General features: G+C 55.9%; 16 protein-coding genes and 1 tRNA gene. 9 read left to right on the top strand and 8 right to left on the bottom strand.

The genetic code is table 11. The features are described from left to right. Positions 1-30: 30 nt before the first annotated feature. Positions 31-570: an AidA/PixA family protein gene (locus LOY36_RS21675; RefSeq protein WP_019647951.1), complete on the bottom strand. Its 540-nt coding sequence runs from the start codon at positions 568-570 to the stop codon at positions 31-33. Positions 571-696: 126 nt separating this feature from the next. Continuing rightward, positions 697-1,200, bottom strand: coding sequence for an inclusion body family protein (locus LOY36_RS21670; RefSeq protein ID WP_008074518.1), 504 nt, complete (start codon positions 1,198-1,200; stop codon positions 697-699). Between the two features lie 442 nt (positions 1,201-1,642). Between LOY36_RS21670 and LOY36_RS21665 the strand changes: the two genes are divergently transcribed. From LOY36_RS21665 to LOY36_RS21655, 3 genes are all read left to right on the top strand, one after another. Then, a complete protein-coding gene (locus LOY36_RS21665) occupies positions 1,643-1,972 on the top strand; it encodes a YXWGXW repeat-containing protein (RefSeq protein WP_081628180.1) in 330 nt (109 codons plus the stop codon). 71 nt (positions 1,973-2,043) lie between these two features. Continuing rightward, positions 2,044-2,814, top strand: coding sequence for a trans-aconitate 2-methyltransferase (gene tam / locus LOY36_RS21660; protein WP_258670862.1), 771 nt, complete (start codon positions 2,044-2,046; stop codon positions 2,812-2,814). Positions 2,815-2,975: 161 nt separating this feature from the next. After that, on the top strand, positions 2,976-5,102 hold the full coding sequence (locus LOY36_RS21655) for a TonB-dependent siderophore receptor (RefSeq protein WP_258670859.1): 2,127 nt from the start codon (positions 2,976-2,978) through the stop codon (positions 5,100-5,102). Positions 5,103-5,207: 105 nt separating this feature from the next. On the opposite strand, the gene LOY36_RS21650 is transcribed toward LOY36_RS21655, so the two are convergent. Continuing rightward, positions 5,208-5,543: a hypothetical protein gene (locus LOY36_RS21650; protein WP_019647955.1), complete on the bottom strand. Its 336-nt coding sequence runs from the start codon at positions 5,541-5,543 to the stop codon at positions 5,208-5,210. Positions 5,544-5,855: 312 nt separating this feature from the next. Between LOY36_RS21650 and LOY36_RS21645 the strand changes: the two genes are divergently transcribed. Genes LOY36_RS21645 through LOY36_RS21625 form a run of 5 tightly spaced genes read left to right on the top strand, consistent with a single transcriptional unit; the run spans position 5,856 to position 10,889 of the window. Beyond that, entirely contained in the window at positions 5,856-7,328 is a 1,473-nt protein-coding gene (locus tag LOY36_RS21645) for a cytochrome c oxidase subunit II (protein ID WP_258674210.1), read from the top strand. Between the two features lie 48 nt (positions 7,329-7,376). Further along, complete coding sequence (gene ctaD / locus LOY36_RS21640) at positions 7,377-9,152, top strand: cytochrome c oxidase subunit I (RefSeq protein WP_258674209.1); 1,776 nt, start codon at positions 7,377-7,379, stop codon at positions 9,150-9,152. Continuing rightward, positions 9,149-9,835 (top strand): cytochrome c oxidase subunit 3, encoded by a 687-nt coding sequence (locus LOY36_RS21635; protein WP_258670854.1) that lies wholly within the window; start codon positions 9,149-9,151, stop codon positions 9,833-9,835. The genes ctaD and LOY36_RS21635 overlap by 4 nt, the downstream gene beginning before the upstream one ends. 6 nt (positions 9,836-9,841) lie before the next feature. Next, positions 9,842-10,558: a heme-copper oxidase subunit III family protein gene (locus tag LOY36_RS21630; protein WP_007935710.1), complete on the top strand. Its 717-nt coding sequence runs from the start codon at positions 9,842-9,844 to the stop codon at positions 10,556-10,558. Positions 10,559-10,571: 13 nt separating this feature from the next. Continuing rightward, on the top strand, positions 10,572-10,889 hold the full coding sequence (locus tag LOY36_RS21625; RefSeq protein WP_007935708.1) for a cytochrome C oxidase subunit IV family protein: 318 nt from the start codon (positions 10,572-10,574) through the stop codon (positions 10,887-10,889). Between the two features lie 57 nt (positions 10,890-10,946). Here LOY36_RS21625 and LOY36_RS21620 read toward each other — a convergent pair whose 3' ends face one another. After that, a complete protein-coding gene (locus tag LOY36_RS21620) occupies positions 10,947-11,501 on the bottom strand; it encodes a hypothetical protein (protein ID WP_019647959.1) in 555 nt (184 codons plus the stop codon). A 384-nt stretch (positions 11,502-11,885) separates the two neighbouring features. On the opposite strand from LOY36_RS21620, the gene LOY36_RS21615 reads away from it, so the two are divergent. Beyond that, on the top strand, positions 11,886-12,170 hold the full coding sequence (locus LOY36_RS21615; protein ID WP_258670848.1) for a hypothetical protein: 285 nt from the start codon (positions 11,886-11,888) through the stop codon (positions 12,168-12,170). Positions 12,171-12,268: 98 nt separating this feature from the next. On the opposite strand, the gene LOY36_RS21610 is transcribed toward LOY36_RS21615, so the two are convergent. The 4 genes from LOY36_RS21610 to LOY36_RS21595 form a co-directional block, all read right to left on the bottom strand. Continuing rightward, a complete protein-coding gene (locus LOY36_RS21610) occupies positions 12,269-13,834 on the bottom strand; it encodes a Fic family protein (protein ID WP_258670846.1) in 1,566 nt (521 codons plus the stop codon). Positions 13,835-14,161: 327 nt separating this feature from the next. Further along, positions 14,162-14,235, bottom strand: a tRNA-Gly gene (locus LOY36_RS21605). Between the two features lie 182 nt (positions 14,236-14,417). Beyond that, positions 14,418-15,302: an alpha/beta fold hydrolase gene (locus LOY36_RS21600; RefSeq protein ID WP_019647962.1), complete on the bottom strand. Its 885-nt coding sequence runs from the start codon at positions 15,300-15,302 to the stop codon at positions 14,418-14,420. Positions 15,303-15,618: 316 nt separating this feature from the next. Further along, positions 15,619-16,311, bottom strand: coding sequence for a pseudouridine synthase (locus LOY36_RS21595; RefSeq protein ID WP_258670842.1), 693 nt, complete (start codon positions 16,309-16,311; stop codon positions 15,619-15,621). Positions 16,312-16,317 lie beyond the last annotated feature (6 nt).

Genomic DNA, 16,317 nt, shown 5'->3' with positions numbered 1-16,317 from the left:
TTAAGCCGCCTCCTACTCGATAATCTCTATTCACGCCGACAGCGTCACCTCGGTCTTCCAGCTGAAATACCCAAGCGCTTCGCAGCGCTGGTTGATCAGCATGAAGCTCAGTTCGCAGGTTGCCACGCCCGTGCTCAGTTGCGAGCACTCCCAATAATGATCATCGGCCTTGTGGCTGCCCGGCTGGTTCGGGTTGGCGGGGTCGGGCGCGGGGACGGTCTGGTCGCCATGGACGATCAGCTTGGGCGGAGAAAGGATCCCGGTATCGTCCACCGTGATGTTGTGGAATACCACGCTGTGTTCGGCCAGCAAACTGACGGTCCTGCCGCGAATATGAAAGACTTTTCCGTTGTTGGTGGTCAGTGTAATTTTGCTGTCATTTTTAATGTTTTCTGTGGCTGATGTAGCGCTGATGCCGAAGATGAAACCATCTTCAATCACGGTCGGCTTTTGCGGGTCAAGGCTGGGTTGCGGATAGCGCGAAAGCAGCGATTCGGCATCGACGACCAGCAGCACGCTATTGGCGGTCAGGGTACTCGCCGAAGGGGGGGTAATCGGTTCGGAAGTCATCATGGATTCCTTTCATGATGTTGACGCAAAACGGTAGCCGCTTCGGTTTCAAGCAAGACATCCTGTTCCAGCCGAGGCGGCAACGAACTGGGGTGACCCCTCGTTGCCGAGGGGTCGATTCCATCATCAGTTATGGATGGAAATGAATGGGTCCCACGAGCAGCAGCCGATGATCTGGCAGTTGCGGTCGACGATCAGGAAGTTGAAGTGGTAGGTCACACGACCACACGCCAGGGTTTCCGAGGACCAGTAATGGTTGTCGACTTTCTGGCAGCTAGGCACTGACGGATTGCTGGTGTTGGGGACTGCAACGCACGCGGTAGCGCGGCGCGGCGAGGGTGGGGAGATCAGCTCGTTGCCTGCGTTGCCGATGAACTTGTAGAAAATTACGGCGGTTTCGAAGCTCTGGGACAGGCTGGTTTCACGCCAGCGAATCAGATCGCCAACCTGGGCCTTGAGGTCCAGCTCGCCACCGGCCTGGCCGCTGACCACGTTGTCCTGATTGGTGACCATGTAGACGTGCTTCCAGTCGATCAGCGTCGGCGAAGCAGGGTTTTTGCTGATGTTCGGGTAGTTTTTCAGAATGGTTTCAGTGTCGATGGAAACAAGTACATCCGTGACTCGAGACATAGTGAAGCTCCTTTTAACATAGTGATTGTCTGGCTACTTACCAGGCACGACAACGCTTGTTTGCCTTGTGGCCGTTGCGAACACACTACTGGGGAACCCACTCGATCTCGGGGACGAGCTAGCCTTGCTCCTTGCCTTGAAATGACGAGTCGGGTTCCTTCCAACAGGCCGCGATAGGACTATAGATGCCATTTTTATACTGTCAAAACTGCTTTGCCGGTCGGTCGACGAACGGTCATTTTGGTTATGGCTTCCAACGATTTGGCGATAAAAAAGGCTCATCCAGATCCCCTGTGTTTTTCCGTCATCAAGTGATCCGGGTTCAGGCAATAGACAGATAAGACCTGTTAAAAAAGCAGTGAACCAGGCAGGAGCATGGTGAAAAAGGGGGGCGTTTTTTTGCTGGTTCACTCAACTTGGCTTTCAAGCCAGAGGAGGCGGCATGTTGTTACGTTACATGGTGTTGCTGGCAGTGGTGGTTAGCGCAGCGGGTTGTGTGCAGGAACGGGTTGTTCATGACCGGCGTCCGGTGGAGCGTGAATATGTTGAGGTCATCGCACCGCAGCCGCCACCGGAACGCGTTATCGAGGTAGAGCCCGCGGGGCGACCGGGTTACCTCTGGTCCAGGGGGTACTGGCGTTGGGAAGGCGGGCGTTATGTCGCGGTTCATGGCCATTGGGTCCCGGAGCGACCGGGGTATCGTTATGTGCATCCGCACTGGGAGCAACGTAACGATGGCTGGCATTGGCGGGTGGGGGCGTGGGTTAACTGACGCGGACGATGTATCGTAGCCAACCGGTTGTCTGCCCCTGGCGACAACAATGCACCCGACAGGAGAGCGATATGAGTTGGTCCGCCAAACAATACGTAGCTTTCGAAGATGAGCGCACGCGCCCGGCGCGTGACTTGCTGGCCGCCATCCCTGCGGTGGATGTCCGTTCGGCCATCGACATCGGTTGCGGCCCCGGTAATTCGACCGAGTTGCTGGTGCAGCGTTTTCCCGATGCCGCGGTGCGTGGGTTGGACAGTTCGACCGATATGATCGAGGCCGCCCGCAAGCGCCTGCCTCAGGTACGTTTTGACACCGCTGACATTGATACCTGGAACGAGACCGGCCCGTTCGATGTGATTTTCGCCAATGCGGTGCTGCAGTGGGTGCCGGATCACGCCAGGCTGCTGCCATCGCTGGTAAACAGGCTCACGCCCGGCGGCAGCCTGGCGATCCAGATGCCCGATAACCTCAACGAACCGTCGCACCGGTTGATGCGCGAGGTCGCAGCGAACGGCCCTTGGGCCGACAAGCTGGCAAAGGCTGCTGGCCAGCGAACGGAAATGGAGGGTGCAAGCGGCTACTACTCAATGCTGCGTGCTCACTGCCGCCGGGTCGATGTATGGCGCACCACTTACTATCATCCGCTCGCGGACGGCGCATCGGGCGTGGTCGAGTGGTTCAAGGGCTCCGGTTTGCGGCCTTTTCTCGAACCACTGGATGATGCGGAGCGGGCGCACTATCTCAAGCAGTATCAGACGGCAATCGAGCAGGCCTATCCGGCGCTGAGCGATGGTTCGGTGCTGCTGCCGTTTCCGCGGTTGTTCATGGTGGCGACGCGCTGACGAACAAAGGGACACGCTTGGTCGATTGTCCCATTGGTGGGTTTCGTAAAAGCATTCAAATGCGAATACGTATCAAAGGCTAACGATACGGTATATCATGCGCCGAAAATTATTGGCACGTATGCCGTCCCATTTGGCCTCTCCACCAAGGTTCATCATCAATGCGTCGTACTCTGTTTTCTATCTGTGTGCTCCAGGCGTTTTCTCCGTCTATATGGGCAGAGCAAGCCGCTACGGAAAACACCAGTCTGGAGTTGCAAGCGACTGACATCATCGGTACGACGGACTATGAAACGGCACAAGGGCCGGTGAAGGGGTATCACGCAACGCGCTCGGCCAGTGCGACACGAACCGACACTGCGATTCACGAAACGCCACAGTCCATTAGCGTGGTGTCCAAGGATGTTGTAGAGGACATCGGCGCAACTCGCCTTCAGGACGCACTCGATTATGCCGGCGGAGTGGGACGGGCCAACAACTTCGGTGGTCAGGGGCTGACCACCTTCACGGTGCGTGGATTCACCACCGGAGAGTTTTATCGCAACGGTTTTCCGATCAACCGTGGTTATCCGAACATGCCTGACGCAAACACCATCGAGCGACTGGAGGTGCTGCGCGGCCCAGCGACCATGCTCTACGGTCGAGGCGACCCGGGTGGCACGTTTAATGTGGTCTCCAAACAGCCGCTGGCTGAGCGCTCCGTCACTCTGGGGAGTCAGCTCGACGACCAGGGTATGCAGCGCGGTACGCTGGATGCCTCAGGCCCGCTCGATGAAGAAGGTCGCCTGGCGTATCGCCTGAATGTGGTGGGCGAGGGCGGGGAAACCTTCCGTGATCATGTCGAAACCGAACGTTATGGAGTGACGCCGGTTCTTTCCTGGCAGGCCAGCGACGACACCAAGGTGATTTTCGAGGGCGACTTCATGCGCAACAATCACCCTCTGGACCGCGGTCTGACGCGCTATCCGAATCAAATTGGCACAGCGTCCCGTGACACCTTCTTCGGTGAAAAAGACGCGGGCAAATTACACAACGACAACAACATGGCGCAGCTGCGGTTCGAGCACTTGCTAAGCGATAACTGGACATTGGGTGGCGGTTTTCAATGGCTCGATGGCACCTTGCAGGGCAACGCAATTGAAGCCAATGGTGTTGCCGCTGATGGGCGCACGCTGGGTCGTAACTTCAGTTACCGCAAGTTGGAGTGGACGGATAAAGACACTCAACTGAACCTCACCGGGCATTTCTCCACCGGCGGCTTCGAGCACACGCTGTTGACCGGTGTCGAGTACGAGGATTACGACTACAAGTCCATCATCCAGCGCTCCAGCGGAGCGGTCGGCGCCTATTCGATCGACCTCTTCAATCCGGTGTACGGCCAGCCGCGTCCAGCCTTGACCCGTACCCCGACCAACGACAAGGAAAACCTCAAGACATACGCAGCCTTCGTTCAGGATCAGGTGGCGTTGACCGAGCGTTTAAAAGTCTTGGCGGGCGCCCGCTTCGAGCGCTTTGAGCACGACTACGAAACTTTTGTGCCGGGTGGCAGGAGCTGGGCGGCGAGCGACAATGCGGTGACGCCGCGTCTTGGGGTGATTTACGATCTTACCGATACTGTAGCGGTGTATGCCGATGCAGCGCGCTCCTTCAAGCCCAATACGGGGGCCAGCCGTCAGGGCGGAGGTTTTGACCCGGAAAAGGGCAAGTCTTATGAGATGGGTATCAAATGGGAAGCCCTGGATCGCCAGTTGAGTGTTGATGCGGCGATCTACCAGATTGAAAAACGCAACGTCCTCACCACCGATCCTGTGGACTCTACATTCAGCGTAGCGGCCGGCGAGGTGCGCAGCCGTGGCTTTGATCTGAACGTGGCCGGCAATCTGACTCCGGAATGGCGAGTGATTGGCGGCTATGCCTATGTCGATGCCGAGGTCACCAAGGACAATGTGATCCAGTCGGGAACCCGGCTGATGAACATTCCGCGGAACAGCTTCAGCCTGCTCAACGTCTATGAATTCCAGGATGGCACGTTCAAAGGGCTAGGCTTGGGCGTGGGTGGTAAGTACGTCGATGAGCGTGCGGGCCAGACTGCTAACACGGCGTTTTCTATGGGCAGTTACACCGTTGTCGATCTGCTCGGTTTCTACAAGGTCAATGACAAGGTCAGGCTCAATCTCGATGTGAAGAACCTGTTCGACCGTGACTATGAAGAAGGCGCCTTTGGCAATGTCTATGCCTACCCTGGTGAGCCGAGAACCGTCCAGGTCGGTATTTCTTACACGCTCTAGCCGATCTTCAAGGCATCCTTGCGAGCAACACGCGCTCCCCTTCAAGAGGAATGCCAGTCAGGCTGACTGGCATTTTTATTTCCAGGCGGATACTTCGGGGCGCTGCTAAAGCAACTGATCAATCAAAACCGCATTGCTATAGATCAAGCTGCCATCGCTCGCTCGATGCCCGACCAAATGGAACTGACCGCGCTCGTCATGCAAATAGACGCGCATTTGGCAGTCGGACAAGGGAGCGTATCCCTCAGGCAAGATCAACTCCATTGAGCTCATGTCGACATCGACCATTGCTTCTCGCTCATGGGTCTTCTGCAGGCGTTCTTCAGCATCCTCCAGGCGCAGATGGAGGGGGCCGTCGACGTAAAAATGGATCTCACCGATCGGAATGGACTTCTGGTCGGGTCTGGGCTTGCACCAGCCTTCGATCGTCAGGGTACTCATGACGAAACCTCCGTCGTGGACTGCTGGACTCTGTGGCTCTTGTCTCCCCTCAAGGCCATCACTTTTCTGACTACTACGCATGGGCAGGGTTGGTCTTTTGAGCCGCTTCTGGCCGATCTCTGCCGTCCGTAATCTGAAATTGAGTATAGCTGGCAACCGGGCCTCGCTTGCCCACCTCACGGTACAGCCCGATGGCTCTATACTTCTTACTGACTTTGCCACCGGGATGGGTGGCAGTTGTCTGCCCTGCTTGGACGTCAGTGGCGATGCTTTGGCATAACCAATGAGCAACAGGAACAGGATGAAGAGAACATGGCAATAGCAATTATCTTGATACTAATCGTTATTGCATCAGTACTCTTCCATATACTCGCGCCTTGGCATGCAACACCGGCAGCTTCCAACTGGGGATCAATAGATACCACCCTGTTTATCACCCTGATCATTAGCGGGATATTCTTCATCGCCATTACGGTTTTTATGGCGGTGGCGGTGATGCGTTATCGTCACAAGGAGGGATCCAGGGCGCACTACCAACCAGAAAGTAAAAAACTGGAACTATGGTTAATTATCGTTACCTCCGTAGGTATTGCCGCCATGCTGGCGCCAGGCCTGGTTGTTTACGATGATTTTATCCGGGTACCGAAAAATGCCTATGAACTTGAAGTGATCGCCCAGCAGTGGCAGTGGGCCTTTCGTTTCCCTGGCCAAGACGGGAAGTTGGGTAAGTCGGATATCAAGTTTGTTGATTCCACCAACCCCCTCGGCCTTGATCCCAATGATCCTGCCGGGCAGGACGATGTACTGATAAAAAGCAATGAAGTTCGTCTTCCGCTCGATAAGCCGGTGAAAGTTTTACTGCGATCCAAAGATGTATTGCACGATTTCTATGTGCCGCAAATGCGCAGCAAGATGGACATGGTGCCAGGGATGGTGTCGTATTTTTGGTTTACGCCGACTAAAACCGGTAAGTATGAAGTTCTTTGCGCTGAATATTGTGGCGTAGGTCATTACAACATGCGCGGCCATATGATCGTGGAAGAACAGGACGTCTTCGATCAATGGTTGGCCAGCCAGCCGACGTTTGCGCAGACATTAGCGACAGCTGCCAGGCCCAGTCAGGACAGCGTGCTGGAAAAGGGCCGCCAGTTGGTCGAAAAATACGGTTGCGGGGCCTGCCATAGCCAGGATGGCAGTGCCAGTCTCGGCCCGGGATGGAAGGGCTTGTATGGCCGCACTGAACAGCTTGCCGATGGCAGCAGTGTGCAGGTCGATGAGGCTTACCTGAAAGAGTCGATCCTCGATCCGAAGGCTCGCCTGGTACAAGGCTACCCGCCGGTCATGGTGACCTATACTCTCAATGACGATGAACTGGGTGCGCTCGTCGCCCTGATCAAATCACTGGGTGCTGCGCGACAAGGCGACGAATCTGCTGCCGGCCAAGCGCCGGGCCCAGGTGAGGACCTGGCGGCGCAGGGACAGCAGTTGGCCGAATCGCTCGGCTGCCTGGCCTGCCACAGTGTCGATGGCAGCAAGGGCATCGGTCCCAGCTGGCAGGGTCTGTACGGCAAGACCGAAACCCTTGCCGACGGTACGAGCATCAAGGTCGATGAGGGCTATATAAAAGATTCGGTTCTTAATCCCGCTGCCAAAATCGTCAAGGGTTATGCACCCGTCATGCCGGTCTTTGCTCCCAGCGATAAGGAGTTGAATGCACTGATCGCTTTTATCAAATCCAAAGCGAATGCCGACGCTGATACGAGCAAGGCGCAGCCAGGGAAATAGCCGTAAGCAGCCAGCAGTACACCGAAACTTCGACAGGAGGATGACGTGATGGCCTATGCGGAGCAAGCCGAAACAGAAGCACTGCACGAGCCTAAAAGCTTCCTGACCAAATATGTCTGGAGTCAGGACCACAAGGTCATAGCCATTCAATATTCGTTGACGGCTCTGTTCGTGGGGCTTATCGCTGTGGTGTTGTCCGACTTGATGCGCTTACAGATAGGCTTCCCCGGCAGTTTGGCGTTCATGGACGCCAATACTTACTATCAGGCGATGACCATGCACGGCATGATCATGGTCATTTATTTGCTGACGGCCCTGTTTCTGGGCGGCTTCGGTAACTATCTGATCCCGCTGATGGTGGGCGCCCGCGACATGGTCTTCCCCTACGTCAATATGCTGAGCTACTGGTTCTACCTGGTGGCGGTACTGGTATTGCTCGCCGGTTTCTTTGTGCCGGGCGGTCCCACCGGGTCGGGCTGGACGCTCTATCCGCCACAGTCCATTTCTCAGGGGACACCGGGGGTCGAGTGGGGCATTGTCCTGATGCTCATCTCACTGGCGATTTTTATTGTCGCCGCCACCATGGGCGGTTTGAACTACGTCACCACGGTGTTGCAGGCGCGCACGCACGGCATGACCTTGTTTCGCATGCCGCTCTCCGTATGGGGAATCTTCATGGCCTCGATCATGGCCTTGCTGGCCTTCCCGGCGCTGTTTGTCAGTGCGGTCATGATGCTGTTCGACAAGCTGTTGGGCACCAGCTTCTTTATGCCGGCGATGATCTCGCTGGGGCAGCAGCTCAATCATCAGGGCGGTAGCCCGATCTTGTTCCAGCACCTGTTCTGGTTCTTCGGCCACCCGGAGGTCTACATCGTTGCTCTCCCTGCGTTTGGCCTGGTCTCCGACTTGATCAGCACCCATGCGCGTAAAAATATCTTCGGCTACCGAATGATGGTGTGGGCGATTATTGCGATTGGCGTGCTCAGCTTTGTGGTCTGGGCGCACCATATGTATGTCAGCGGAATGAACCCGTACTTTGGCTTTTTCTTCGCCGTCACCACCTTGATCATCGCGGTGCCGACCGCACTGAAAGTCTATAACTGGGTGCTGACCCTGTGGCGGGGCGACATTCATCTGACCGTGCCGATGCTGTTTGCCCTGGCCTTTATCGTCACCTTCCTGGTGGGTGGTCTGACCGGGTTGTTTCTCGGCAATGTGATTGTGGACATTCCGCTCTCGGACACCTATTTCGTCGTCGCCCATTTCCATATGGTCATGGGAGTCGCACCGGTACTGGTGGTATTCGGCGGCATCTATCATTGGTTTCCGAAAGTCACCGGGCGCATGTTTAACGACACCCTGGGCAAGCTGCATTTCTGGATTACCTTTCTGGGTACCTACGCCATTTTCTTCCCCATGCACTACTTGGGTTTCCAGGGTATGCCGCGCCGTTACTACGCCTATGAAAACTACGCGTTCATCCCGCAGTCGGCGCAAGAGTTGAATGCCTTCATTACGGTGGTCGCATTGATCGTCGGCGTTTCCCAGTTGCTGTTCGTGTTCAACCTGGCCTGGAGTGTATTTAAAGGTAAGCCCGCAGGCAGTAATCCCTGGGGCGCGGCCAGTCTGGAATGGCAAACGCCGAACACCCCACCGGTACATGGTAACTGGGGAGCGAAACTGCCGGTGGTGCATCGCTGGGCCTATGACTACAGCGTGCCGGGGATAGAGCAGGATTTCGTGCCGCAAACGGTCTCTGTCGAGGAGCTGGAGCAAATGCGGCAACTCAGTGCCGGAACCAAGATAGCGGACGTTAAAACATGAACAGACTGCTATTGAGAAATGCCGACGACGCTGACCCCGGCGGCAGTTGGAATCGCGATCCTGAAGGTATTCAGGCCGACGCCGATAGAAGCCGAACCGCAAGGGTAGGCCTGCGCTTGTTTCTGGCTGTGGTGAGCTCGTTATTCTTTCTCTTCCTGCTCGCCTTCATTGCCCGCTCACAAATGGCCGACTGGCTACCCCTGACAGACCCCTTGGCGCCGTTAGCCAACCCATGGCCGTTGTGGGTGAATTCGGCTTTTCTGGTACTGAGTTGCATCGCACTGCAGTGGTCGCGCATGGCCGCCCGACAGGCTCGACTGGACGCAACGGTCATGGGTTTTGTCGTGGGGGGGGTATTTGCAATTGCCTTTCTGACGGGACAAGTCTGGGTCTGGCAGCAGTTTGTCGCCTGGGGCTACTTTGTCGCCAGTAATCCGGCCAACAGTTTCTTCTACCTGTTGACCGGTGTGCATGGCCTTCACCTGCTGGGCGGGCTGATTGCCTGGGGCATAACCGTCGCTAAATTCCTGCGTCACGTGCCGTTGCCGCAACTGCGCGTCAGCGTAGAGCTCTGTACCACCTATTGGCACTACTTATTGGGTCTTTGGTTCGTGCTCTTCGCGCTGCTGACCAGCACGCCGCAAACCTATGAAGCCATCGCCAGATTCTGCGGCCTGAGGTGAAAAGCCATGGCATCGCACCCACAAGAAGCCCCAAGCGAGTCAAGTTCATCCAACCCACCAGGCTTGCCGCCTGCACCCGGATGGCAGGGCATCGCCAGTGACTGGGCCTCGGATAGGGAGGCTTTCAGGCAGGTCCCCTGGGGCAAGGCGATGATGTGGATATTCCTGCTCAGCGATACGTTTATATTCACCTGCTTTTTAACCGGCTACATGTCGGTCCGCATGACCATCACCGCCCCTTGGCCGAACCCCAGTGAAGTGTTTGCATTGACGATCGGCGGTAGAGAAATCCCGCTTATTCTGATTGCCATCATGACCTTTGTACTGATCAGCAGCAGCGGCACCATGGCCATGGCCGTTAACTTCGCCTATCGCCGTGATCGTGCGAAAACCACGGCCCTGATGCTGGCGACCGCGGCCTTGGGCGTGACCTTCGTCAGCATGCAGGCATTTGAATGGAGCAAGCTCATCGCCGAAGGCGTGCGTCCCTGGGGGAATCCCATGGGGGCGGCGCAATTCGGGGCCAGCTTCTTCATGATTACCGGTTTCCACGGGCTGCATGTGTCCATCGGCGCCATCTATCTCAGCATTGTGGCGATGAAAGTCATGCGAGGAGATTATGAGCGCTCCGGAAACTATCAGAACGTTGAGATAGCCGGGCTTTACTGGCACTTCGTGGATTTGGTGTGGGTGTTTATTTTTGCTTTCTTCTATTTATGGTAGAGGAGCACGGGTGATGGCGCATGCTCAGGGTCAACAACATCCGATTAGTTTGTACCTCAAAATCTGGGGGCTGTTATTCGTCCTCAGCACAATGTCGTATCTGGTCGACTATTTTCACTTCCATGGCTACCTTCGGTGGGCCCTGATTATCACTTTCATGTTGTTGAAGGCAGGTTTGATTGTCTCCATCTTCATGCACATGGCCTGGGAACGGTTGGCCATGGTCTACGCCATACTGGTGCCACCGTTGTGTTTGCTGGTGCTCGTCGGGCTGATGGCCACCGAGGCGGATTATGTTTTCCTCAGCAGGGTCATTTTCTTCGGTCAATAAGCAGCTTACGGATGGCCTTGAGCCTCCGGCGCTAACCCGCAATAGCAATAAATGGCGTTATATCGTTCGCTTGAACTGATGCCATTTGTGCAGCCAGGCGACTGTCCAGTGAGGGGATGCCGTACCCGTGCCGGCGATCTTCAGTTTTGGATGATGTTCAATGACCCGATCCAATACCGGCTCCTGATTCGGATCAACATCCACGAAGAAGATATGTTTGCCGTCTTCCACCATCTGTTTAAAGTTGCGGAAGTGCGCGTTAGGTACCTGAATACCAAAAAAGCCGCCTTCCCAGATGCAGAAGCCAAATATAACAATGGCAAGGAAGATAAAAGGTACCCAGCCTGCGGCGGTTTCGGTCCAGCCCAGCCAATAGGCACCGCCAAGGATCAGCGCTGCGAGTGGCACTCCAACCGCTGCACCAATCTCGCCAGAGTGAACAACATCCTGTTTCATCAACGAGTTGACCTCGTGGAGGTGATGTTCTTCAACATCAGCCACTTGTTCACTGAGCACATGAATTTGTTCGGTATTGATGCCGTTGGCTTCCAGTTCGGTTTCAAGGGCTTCGAGATCGTCGAGATTGTCACTGATGTAATAGTGTCGGTTCATGCCACACCTCCCATCTCGTGTTGGCCGTAGGCCTCCTCTGTCCCGCAGCCGTAAACTGAGATTTGCAGTCGGTATCTGCGCCCGTGGGGAACGTTGCACACTTCATGCAATCCGTAGGAAGTATAGCATTCGCTAGTATGCGGGGCCGGAGGTGGCAAGGTCTGGAGGGCCGCTAAACCACAGAGGGTTTCATCGTTTGAATCCTTCTCTCAGGTCGCAGGGCGAGTGAGGGGCGACGGCTTGAGCTTTGTGCAAGCAGCGGACGCAGCAATGGCAAATGTGTGGGAAATTCTGACACCCTTTTTGGGATGCACGAAGTTCCGGACTAGGAGAGCATTCCTAAGCGGAACATATTGGCGTTCCCCATCGAAGAGGAAATTTGTCTTGAGTGCACTGAGAATCAAGCTTGAGAAGCTGTACAGCTACACCCAAACATCCTTGGCCAAACGCATCGTCGCGTTCCTGGTTTTGCCCTATGTACTGCATAAGGTCGTGGAAAAATCGCATGAGGTTTTCCAAGCCACCGTTGATCTGGTTCAAACAATGGGCTTCTGGCAATCATTGCCCTATGCCGTGGCCTGCTCATTAGTGATGGTTATTACTCGTCAGGCGGTGGTCATTGGTCGCAATCTGCGTAAGGCTCTCATGCTGCGTTTAGGATCCCGCTAACCATTCGTTAAATGGACAGTTGGCGCTACCCAAGGTACTGTTCCCCCGGGTACAAAAAAACGGCTATCAAGGCCGTTTTTTCTAATCAACCCAGCGCCTTACCCAGATTCGCCGAAAAAACCTTCTTCGCCTGCACCCATCTCTCGATCCTCAAACGCAGAACGCACAGCCTCCACAACGCGTTCCGCCATGCGCTCATCTTCAAGCTGCGGGTACCCTTTCTTTAGCTTGCCGGACACCACCCAGCCGTTCTCCTTGATGGAGCGGATGATGCGGTTCGCATCCAGGTCTGGCATTTCCAGTACCTCTTTCAGCTGTTCCTGAGCTCGCTGAAAGATCACCAGTACTCTGGCTTCATCCGCCATTTCCTTTCGAATCGTGTGCTCGACGACACGTGCGGTGTACAGGACGTGTTCGGTCAGATCGGGATAGCGCCAGGCGAAACACGCGTCCTCGTATTCATCGAAGATGAAGTTGCTGCGAGTCCCGTCCTCGTAGGTCACGAGTTCGCCGAACCGATAGGCCGCTGCGTAACGTCGCATGAACGGTCGCGAGAACACTTCGAGCGTACGGTCGTAGCCGGCCCTGAAGTCGATCGAGCTCGTGATTGTGGCTGACACCGGCAGTATCACGCCGTCGGGCACTGCCTTATCCCGAATCAGGGTGTCGTTGATCAGGAAACGATGAATCCGGCCATTGCCATCGCGCATGGGATGGATGTACACGAAGCCAAAGGCCAACACAGCGGCACGTGCCAATGATTCCGCGCCACGCGTTGCAACTTCAAACTCGTTGAGTCCTGCCAATAGCTGAGCGAGATCCGCGAAATGTGGGGCAATGTAATGCACGATGTCCTCGCGCATCGTGGCTTGTCCCACAAACACCGGAGAGCGCCGCAGGCCCAGTCCAATGGCATCACGCCCCAGAATGCCGGCTTGCAGGGAGCGCAGGCTGTCGTTGCTCAACGGGTCTTTGATATGTCCGCAGTACTGGGCGATGACATGGGCAAACCGCTGGATACGATCGGCCTGGTCGGCTTCCTTTTCGATGAGAAAGCTCGCGCGCGATTCCTTGAACGTCAGCCAACTGGCGGTACGCATCAGGATGTCGGGGCCAAAGGCCTGATCCAATTCATCCAATGCCTCGCGTAGATCGAATTGCAGGGCCTCCTGCACTGGCACCGTACGACGAACCAAGGGGCAGAACTCAGCCGTCCCCGGCAGGTTGTTATTGACTCGCCAACGCCGAGTTCGCAGTGACTCGCGACGAGTCAGGTAATCTTTTGGCGAAAGTACATCAACATAGCCGCCATTGGTTACGTCTGGCACATCCAGACGTTGCCCTGTCAGCCATTCGTAGAGGAATCCCGTGCGACGGGCATACTGACCGAATGGCTCCCGTCGACACCAGTCTTCGACAGGCTGCGGACCTATGGTCGCAAACAGGCGGGCGAAGAACTCGAGATGGATCTCTTCGTACTTGAGGCCGAATTCGAAATGTCCTGCGAAATCGTCTGCGGGCCGATAGCTTACCGGATACCGGTTCTCCACATTGCCGTCACTTTCGCGACTGACACGTACAGTGCCGATCATCGAGTCGACTCGTAGAGGCTGTGCCAGTGCGATGTCGTAACGGTTTGCGAGGGTCTTGAAACCGACTTGCATTGACGAAATCCTTTACTGGGGCAAGAAAAACGCTAACAGAACGTCGATCATATGCGAAAACGCTAATTTCCGTAGATATGAAAATATTAACGCTTGATGAAATTCGATAATAAATCCGTATTTTTCGAAAAAAACGCTAACGGATTTCAGGATAGTCGCTAACGCCCCGAGAGCACTTACTCATCGATCAGCGAACAACGGACGACAAAGGGGAGATGCCTCATAGCCCGATTCCACCAAACCCCAGGCACAAAAAAACCGGCCATCAATGCCGGTTTTTTTTACCTGCATCCCCCGTCAAAAAACGACGTGAGACTGAAATCTGATTGGAGCGGGTGAAGGGAATCGAACCCTCGTTATCAGCTTGGGAAGCTGGAGTAATGCCATTATACGACACCCGCTCAGAGCGGCTGACTTTGTACCAGATGTGAGCGCGGATTTGAAGTTTTTCTTTATGCGCGATGGCTTTAGCGCCGGGTGAAACACAAACAGGGACCGCTTGGCGGTCATTCGCGGGCAAGCCTCGCGCCTACGGGAGTGCGTTCAACACAGTAGGGCGGGGCTTGCTCGCGATGACTCTGTTTCAGATTGCCAATGCATGGTGGTCCTGGACGTAGTGGTAACGCGGCCGGCTTTCGTGTTGCGTCGGCTTCAGGAAGCCCAGCAATGCGTTACGGCTGTCTTGGCAGGCAGTTTTATGTTCCATGTCGAGGAAGTGGCCGGTGGCCTGAAGGGTGCTGAAGGTGCTGTGTTGCACATGGCCGGCGAACAGCCTGGCATCGGCGGGGGCGGTGTACTCGTCCCATTCGCCGTTCATGAACAGCACTGGCACATTGATTTTCTTTGCCGCGTTCAGGTAGCAGTTGCGGTCGCTGTTGAGCACGTCGCTGATGTGAAAGTGCATCTGCCCGTATTCGTGTTCGGCCAACGAGCTGACGTGACGGTGGTTGAAGCGCTTGAACAGCGAAGGCAGGTGTTTGCCGATGGTGCTGTTCACCAGATGGCCGACGCGGTCACCGTCCCGGTTGCCGAGGTAATCGACACCGCGCTGAAGGTAGTCGAGCATGTGCTCGTTGACCACCGGCGAGAACGAACTGATCACAGCCTTTTCGATGCGCCGTGGCCGGTGGGCGAGGGCGACGAGCGTGGCGGCGCCACCAAAGGAAAACGACAGCACGTGTTCTGCCGCGAAGTGGTCGATCAGCTCCAGGAGGATCTGCCCTTCGATTTCCTTGGTCAGCATTTTCTCATGCAGGTTGTGGGCCTTGGACTTGCCCGCGTAGGGCTGGTCGTAGCACACCACATTGAACTGCGGATAAAGGTTTTTCACGGTTTGGGCAAACGACGCAGTCGTGGACATCGAGCCGTTGACCAGAATGATGGTCTTTTCTGCGGCGTCTGCGCGATAGAACTCCGTGTAAACCCGATACTGACCCTGTATATCCAGCACAGCGATTTCTGGCCTCATGACATAAGACTCCTGGCAAGCGGGTATGCGCGCAAATCAGATTGCACGAGCTTTGTGACAGGTAGGCATACGCCTGGAATTTTTGAAGGCCCATGTCGATCCATTGCAGGCCGGTCGACGGGTATTGTTATAAGCGGGCAGTTTGCCGGGGGAAGGCGGAACCTGAGGGTTCTCTGCCGGCAAAAAGTTTCTTAGAGTAGTTTTGGTGACTCGTCGGTCACATTTCGCGCCGACGTCCTGATTCAAGCAGGGGTCACGTCATCGCGCAAGTATCTTTCGAAAAATGTTCGACAACTTCTGCTGAGCGGTCGTCGGCTTAGATCAATCGGATCTCTTCGACGCTCAACGGCCGGTATTCGCCGGGCTTCAGCGCGTCGTCGAGCAGCAGCGGCCCCATGCGTTCGCGGTGCAGGCGCAATACCTTGTTGTCGAAGTGGCCGAACATCCGTTTTACCTGATGATAACGGCCCTCGACGATGCTCAGGCGCGCCGATTTTGCCCCGAGCAAGACCAGTTCGGCAGGTTGGGTTGTGAGGTCTTCGAAGGCGAAGTACAGGCCTTTGGCGAATGTGATCGCGTAGTCGGCAGTGATCTCCTGCTCCGTCTCGACGTAGTAGACCTTGGGCAGTTTGGTCTGCGGCTGGGTCAGGCGTCGCGACCAGGTGCCGTCGTTGGTGATCAGCATCAGGCCGGTGGTGTTGAAGTCCAGGCGACCGGCGATGTGCAGGTCATCCTTGTCCGCTTCATGGATCAGGTCGAGCACCGTCGAGTGTTGCGGGTCGCGGGTGGCACTGACGCAACCGGGCGGTTTGTGCAGCATGAAGTAGCGGGCCGGTTTGCCGACCTGCAGCACTTCGTCGTCGACTTCCACCCGGCTGAACTCGAGAACCTCGGCGTGAGGGTCGCTGACGATGTTTCCGTCGACCCTGACGCGCTTTTCCACCAGCAACAGGCGTACCTGCTTGCGGTTGAAGCGGGGCAGGTTGCTGAGGAAACGGTCAACGCGCATGGCCAG

It is taken from the genome of Pseudomonas sp. B21-019 (genome assembly GCF_024749225.1).
In the GTDB taxonomy this organism is placed as follows: Bacteria; Pseudomonadota; Gammaproteobacteria; order Pseudomonadales; family Pseudomonadaceae; genus Aquipseudomonas.
Note: the sequence above shows the minus strand (reverse complement) of the source record. Positions and strands in the feature narration are given on the sequence as shown.